Source organism: Puniceispirillum sp. (SeqCode) (assembly GCF_965657105.1).
Taxonomy (GTDB): Bacteria; Pseudomonadota; Alphaproteobacteria; order Puniceispirillales; family Puniceispirillaceae; genus Puniceispirillum.
On sequence record NZ_CBFHNB010000087.1, the window covers coordinates 1 to 5,367 of the forward strand.

The following is a 5,367-nucleotide window of genomic DNA, read 5'->3' on the forward strand; positions in this document are numbered from 1 at the left end:
CTGGAAAGCCTGCTTTCTGCGCCGAGGCCGATACCATATTTCCTGTGCAGAAAAACATAGTGCCCATAAAGCATAACAGGATCGTCATAACCGCCGATTCAGAAATTTGCAGTTCCGGCCAAAATAACAGACACACGCCGCCAATCCCGACCAGCGCGGCAATGATATGCGTCGGTTTTGGCGCTGTCCGGGTTAAGGCTGCCACCATCAGTACATTAATCAGTGACGCTAATGAAAACATTACAGCCAGCAAGCCAGATGTCGTATTAAGCCCGGCATAATAGAACAATGTAAAATTACTAGAAAACAGACATAGACCAAGCGCAGCAATGCGCAGATGCGTTCGCCATGTAAAACGCAATGTTTGTTTGCTGGCAAAGCTGATGACAAACATTAAGAAACTTGCAATCAGAAACCGCCAGAATAGCGACACTTCGGGTGCCACAACACCAAGTTGCATTTTCAACGGGAACCAGCTTGTAGACCAACCGAAAACAACAACAGCATAGAGAAAATAATCAAATAATTTCATTCAAAATCAACCTACGCCTGAGGCGTGGATAACGCCCAGTCACGCGAGTCGATTTCAAGATAAGCCTCAATAGCTGCCGTCGCGATTACCGACACTGTATTATGCTCTGGGTCACTTACATTCTGACCTCCTTGGACAGCAATGACTTGCGCGCGGCCGCGTGGCAAGGTTGCGGCAACAACGTCGCAATCAACTTTCTCTGGATCCTGAATACCAATCGTAACCTTGACAATCATATCGGCATGATCAAACCCAAGCGAACGGAACAATATCAAAGAACTATGATGCAAAGCATCTTGCACAGCGCGACATGCGGCCTTGGTGTAATCCTCGCCATAAAGATCGTTGCCCATACCCATTTCAAGAATGATGCGCTTCATCGGCCGGCCTCCGGCTGAATAGCGGTAACTTGGCGTCGCTCCATATCAAACGAAACCAGCACCGCGGCATTGGCGATAATCGTTTTACCTGCACCATCGGGCTTGGGCACATCTAACCCACCCTTCACGACCTTAACAGCCCCATTTCCATAGGGCAGAACGGCTTTGACCGCATCGGCATCAACCGCATCCGGTTTTTGCACCGCTATTTCTATATCGACAATCATGGCATCACGCGGAAACCCAAAAGCATCAGCCATCGAAAGCGAATTATGCCAAAGCGCATCTTTTAAAGCACGCACAGCGGCCTTTGTATAATCTTCGGCGCGTAGCGATGTTCCCATCCCAAGCTCCATAGCAACACGTGTTATAGCCATAGAAACCCCCACTATGTCTGGATTAAATAAAACCTTCATAGCCTTATGTTTTCAGATATGCACGATTAGTGCGGCACATGCTAGCCCCTAATAACGGCTCCGGCATTACTTTGAGTCAGTCTGGATATCAGGGTTTGGCGGTATTAGAAAGATGAAAATCGACAGGCATCACAGGCTAAATGCCGTTTGCACATCTTTGCCCCAGCCGACATGAACATGACCGCCATCAACAATCACCGGACGTTTCATCAATGTCGGATGAGCGCGCAATAAGGCAAGCGGGGCTTCAGCCTTGGCGGCCTCATCAAAATTGCGCCATGTGGTTGATTTCCGATTGATCATAACATCGGCACCATGTATCGCCAGCCAACTGGCCAGCAGATCATCAGAAACACCATCCGCGCGCACATCCACAACCGACACCTCATGTCCAGCCGCGCGCAATGCTGAAATTGCCTTTTTGCAGCTATCACAGGTCTTGAGCGCGTAAATTATAAGGTTGTTTTTCATTGTAGCGGCCATACTCTTTTTTTTTATGATCATTACCCTAATGCAAACAGGACGTTCATAACAAGTCCCCTGATCTTTCGCACAAATTCAGACACATCAATCACAGTATAGTTCACATAAGCGCACCCAAAGGTATGCTTTATGTTAGAGATACGGGCTTTTTTCCAAACATAGCCTGCAAACCGTACAGGCTAGCGGCTACTGATGGACCAATCAGGAACGCAAATAACATGGTGCCCAGACCAACTGTACCGCCCAGATACCAGCCAATGATCACAACCGATATTTCAATGCCACTACGAACCCATGCGATAGGTAAATTGGTAAGCTGTTGTAGCCCTGTCATCAGACCATCACGCGGCCCTGGCCCCAGATTGGCAATAAGATAAATGCCACCACCAAGACCTGTTACCAGAACACCGATGAGCGCTTGTAGCGATTGAAGCATAAAACCGTCCGGTTTTGGCAGATAGGGCAATGAAAAATCCAGCATCAGCGCGATAATGACTGCATTTGCAATTGTGCCAATGCCGGGAATCTGGCGCAGCGGAATCCATGTTAGTAAAACGCAAACACTTATAATGAATGTGGCAAGACCAATGCTCCAGCCAGTGACATTAGTTACACCTTCGGCAAACACAGTCCATGGGCTAACACCGGCACCTGATGCAATTAACAACGCCTCACCTAGTCCGAACAAAGCCAATCCAAAACATAAAATCACAAAGGACCGTAATGGTGGACGCATGGTCAGCGGCTTAGGCGCACTCCAAAACAACGTTGGTATTGCCTTGATCGACAGAAACGCAAACTTACCTGCCATGATTTGTGACTTTCTTTTTCCTCATGAACGCCAACTTCATCATGATCGGCCACGTGATCGACGAATGAGATATAAGCCAGACACAACGATGAGGCAGCCACCAGCCAGCGTAGATGGCGTTGGCACCTCGGCAAAGATCAAACCACCCCATATCATGGCAAAGACCAGCGTCAGATAATTCATCGGCGCCAGATCGCTGGCTTCGGTCAATTGTAGTGCCTGGATCAGCGTAAAATGTCCGATACCACCAATCATGGGTATCAACAGCAACAATAATATATCAAAAGCTGTTTCAGGCGGCACCCATATAAAGGGAAGTATGATAGAGCTTACAATCGCGCCAAAGCCTGCTGTATAGATCAACGTCGTATAGGCAGATTCTGCCGCCCCCAGGTAGCGTGTCAGAATAGAATAGATGGCATAGCTAGCAGCAGCGGCAAGTGGCAGGCAACTGGCAAGTGTAAATTGTTCTGCTTGTGGCTGGATGATGATCATCGCTCCAACAAATCCGATAATCAGACTAATAATACGGCGCGGCCCTAAACGTTCTTTGAGAAACAGAACAGCTAATACCATCATGATCATGGGGGCTATCTGAAAGATGGCTGTTGCTTGCCCTTGCTCGATAAATTGCAAGGCTTGAAAAAACAGCATCGTCGTGGCAAACAAAGCAACGGAGCGTGCCAGTTGAATTTTAATATTTGATGTTTTGAGCAGGTTTGACAATTGGGGTGCGAATACCAGCAGTATAATCACAAAATGCCCCGTATAGCGCGCCCAGATTATTTCCATAATGGGCAGACTTTGCGCCATATATTTAACTATGGCGTCCATACCTGGCAAACATACCATCGATACCAGCATCAACATGAAGCTGATCTGACGTGGTGTAAATCTTGTCCTGAACCAGATCCCTGTTGCTTGCAACATAATTGACCAATTCCCCCTAGCAACAAGCATATATTGCACCTGTAGACCTGACGATTACGAATGCATATTTCATCTGTAATGCAAAATGTGAGGAATACCTAATATTTTAACAAGCAAAATAGTTACGCCATGACGCAGACAGCGCATATCAGGATTATTGTCTTTATCAGCGCAAGACTATCTTATTCATGAACGACGCGGTTAATATCCAGCGGACGCATTTCAAAAATTTATGGTAAAGGTTTTAAAGGCATGAAGGCATGAAGGCATCCTTTCCTCTTTTGTCTTAACCATGATTAGCCAAACACCACCCGAAATAGGCAGTTGGGCTTTATCAGACAAACATTTGAAACATAATTTTAAAAACAGCTGGATCGATGATCTGAACCGTTTGTCTTGACTTATCATAGGGGAAGTGGCGGGAGTGACGGGACTCGAACCCGCGGCCTCTGGCGTGACAGGCCAGCGCTCTAACCAACTGAGCTACACCCCCAAGCGCAAAATAAACGCGATGCTTTGTCAAAAGTTACATCATTCGCTTAAGGTGTGCTTGGTCTAAATCAGTGCATGACAACTGTCAAGACGAAGCGCAACGGAACCTGTATTTTTTCTTATTTTTCCGTTCTTTTTATTAGGATTGCGCGCTATATCATAAATTCAATTGCTTTTAAGGATCATGACCTGATGCTGACGACGGTTTTTACATTTTTCACGCGCGTCTTTCAGGCGCTTCTCGCTGTTCTTCTGCTTAGCTTTGTTGTCATTGGTATGCTTGCCACACATGGGATCTATACAGCTGAAACCACAAATTACGCGCAATATCGTCCACAGGCCGAGGCCGAATGTGCGACTGCGACTGATGTTGCGCAATGCGTCAAAGACACGCTTGCCGACATGGGGTCAGTAAAGCTGATTTTGGGTCTTGGTGCGTCTGCCGGCATCATTGCATCAATTATTCTGGTTATTTGGATCCGTAACTGGATGCGCAACCGGCAAAAAGATAAGGGCGATAATAGCTAGGCTTTGCCTGCATATAGATCGCCAAAATCCATCGTTACCTGACCACTTACGGTCATCGTCTTTGGTGCCAGCGTTTTGGCAAATCGACTGATATTTTCATCAATCATCTTTTCTATCAGACGCTGGCTATCCTCATCGGGAAATTCCCAGACCACAATACTGACATGCGGTGCCTGTTTGTTGCTCAATGCCCAAAACCTGACACCTGGCAACTGTTTTAACAAATCAGGCCATTTTGTTTGCAGAATGGAGTCGAAAAGTTCGCATTCTTCTGATGATGGAAATGTACGGATAAAAACCTTCATAAACATGGATGATTCTCCAAAGTAATACAGATCAAAGTGTAGCGGTAATTTTCGTATATGTTGTTAACTATATCTCATGGCTGATACCCAGCCTAATTAGGCAAATTTCTAAGAATATCCAATAAATCATTCCTTATTGCGCCCAGCTTTTGTCGCAACTGAAGATTCTCATCTTCAAGTGCCAATTCGCGATCGCTTCGTGGTTTTATGGCGTCTGATTGGTGCTGGGAAATTCCTGCTGCAAGGTCAGCCTTGCAACTATTATAGATCAGGATAGCTTCAGCTGATCCATTTTCCAACTTGCATTGATGGGCAGAAGCTAATGACGGTAACAGGCTAACAAAAAAGATGAATAGCGGAATAAAAATACGCATAACATAGCCTCGACGCGGATAACACATCATTAGACTAGCGAAACATTAGGGATGGTCAATGCTATAGGGAATAAAAGGCGGAAACTATGTAATGTTTCCTGGGTAAATGGTGGGTG

At 46.1% G+C, this 5,367-nt stretch carries 9 protein-coding genes and 1 tRNA gene; 1 reads left to right on the forward strand and 9 read right to left on the reverse strand.

Annotated features, from left to right (window positions below; translation table 11 throughout):
- The 7 genes from ACTF7Q_RS10000 to ACTF7Q_RS10030 form a co-directional block, all read right to left on the reverse strand.
- Window positions 1-532: DMT family transporter (locus ACTF7Q_RS10000; protein WP_438997693.1), on the reverse strand; the 532-nt coding region annotated here is incomplete at its 3' end.
- Between the two features lie 11 nt (window positions 533-543).
- A complete protein-coding gene (locus ACTF7Q_RS10005; protein ID WP_438997694.1) occupies window positions 544-912 on the reverse strand; it encodes a Lin0512 family protein in 369 nt (122 codons plus the stop codon).
- Window positions 909-1,289 (reverse strand): Lin0512 family protein, encoded by a 381-nt coding sequence (locus ACTF7Q_RS10010; protein WP_438997695.1) that lies wholly within the window; start codon window positions 1,287-1,289, stop codon window positions 909-911. The genes ACTF7Q_RS10005 and ACTF7Q_RS10010 overlap by 4 nt, the downstream gene beginning before the upstream one ends.
- Before the next feature lie 168 nt (window positions 1,290-1,457).
- A complete protein-coding gene (locus tag ACTF7Q_RS10015) occupies window positions 1,458-1,799 on the reverse strand; it encodes an arsenate reductase family protein (RefSeq protein ID WP_438997696.1) in 342 nt (113 codons plus the stop codon).
- A gap of 139 nt (window positions 1,800-1,938) precedes the next feature.
- Entirely contained in the window at window positions 1,939-2,622 is a 684-nt protein-coding gene (locus ACTF7Q_RS10020) for a YczE/YyaS/YitT family protein (protein WP_438997697.1), read from the reverse strand.
- A 39-nt stretch (window positions 2,623-2,661) separates the two neighbouring features.
- A complete protein-coding gene (locus ACTF7Q_RS10025; protein WP_438997698.1) occupies window positions 2,662-3,552 on the reverse strand; it encodes a DMT family transporter in 891 nt (296 codons plus the stop codon).
- Between the two features lie 416 nt (window positions 3,553-3,968).
- Window positions 3,969-4,045: transfer RNA gene (locus ACTF7Q_RS10030), tRNA-Asp, on the reverse strand.
- A 191-nt stretch (window positions 4,046-4,236) separates the two neighbouring features.
- Between ACTF7Q_RS10030 and ACTF7Q_RS10035 the strand changes: the two genes are divergently transcribed.
- Window positions 4,237-4,572, forward strand: coding sequence for a hypothetical protein (locus ACTF7Q_RS10035; RefSeq protein WP_438997699.1), 336 nt, complete (start codon window positions 4,237-4,239; stop codon window positions 4,570-4,572).
- Here the strand turns inward: ACTF7Q_RS10035 and ACTF7Q_RS10040 are convergent.
- On the reverse strand, window positions 4,569-4,883 hold the full coding sequence (locus ACTF7Q_RS10040) for a transcriptional regulator (protein WP_438997700.1): 315 nt from the start codon (window positions 4,881-4,883) through the stop codon (window positions 4,569-4,571). The genes ACTF7Q_RS10035 and ACTF7Q_RS10040 overlap by 4 nt on opposite strands.
- Window positions 4,884-4,969: 86 nt before the next feature.
- Window positions 4,970-5,251 carry a hypothetical protein gene (locus tag ACTF7Q_RS10045; RefSeq protein WP_438997701.1) on the reverse strand — a complete coding sequence of 94 codons (282 nt, stop codon included), beginning with the start codon at window positions 5,249-5,251 and terminating at the stop codon, window positions 4,970-4,972.
- Window positions 5,252-5,367: the final 116 nt, after the last annotated feature.

What these genes read in the sequence shown, in the direction of transcription:
- ACTF7Q_RS10045 (WP_438997701.1), bottom strand. Translation starts at nt 5,251, where the DNA reads ATGCGTATTTTTATTCCGCTATTCATCTTTTTTGTTAGCCTGTTACCG.
- ACTF7Q_RS10040 (WP_438997700.1), bottom strand. Translation starts at nt 4,883, where the DNA reads ATGTTTATGAAGGTTTTTATCCGTACATTTCCATCATCAGAAGAATGC.
- ACTF7Q_RS10005 (WP_438997694.1), bottom strand. Translation starts at nt 912, where the DNA reads ATGAAGCGCATCATTCTTGAAATGGGTATGGGCAACGATCTTTATGGC.
- ACTF7Q_RS10015 (WP_438997696.1), bottom strand. Translation starts at nt 1,799, where the DNA reads ATGAAAAACAACCTTATAATTTACGCGCTCAAGACCTGTGATAGCTGC.
- ACTF7Q_RS10025 (WP_438997698.1), bottom strand. Translation starts at nt 3,552, where the DNA reads ATGTTGCAAGCAACAGGGATCTGGTTCAGGACAAGATTTACACCACGT.
- ACTF7Q_RS10035 (WP_438997699.1), top strand. Translation starts at nt 4,237, where the DNA reads ATGCTGACGACGGTTTTTACATTTTTCACGCGCGTCTTTCAGGCGCTT.
- ACTF7Q_RS10010 (WP_438997695.1), bottom strand. Translation starts at nt 1,289, where the DNA reads ATGGCTATAACACGTGTTGCTATGGAGCTTGGGATGGGAACATCGCTA.
- ACTF7Q_RS10020 (WP_438997697.1), bottom strand. Translation starts at nt 2,622, where the DNA reads ATGGCAGGTAAGTTTGCGTTTCTGTCGATCAAGGCAATACCAACGTTG.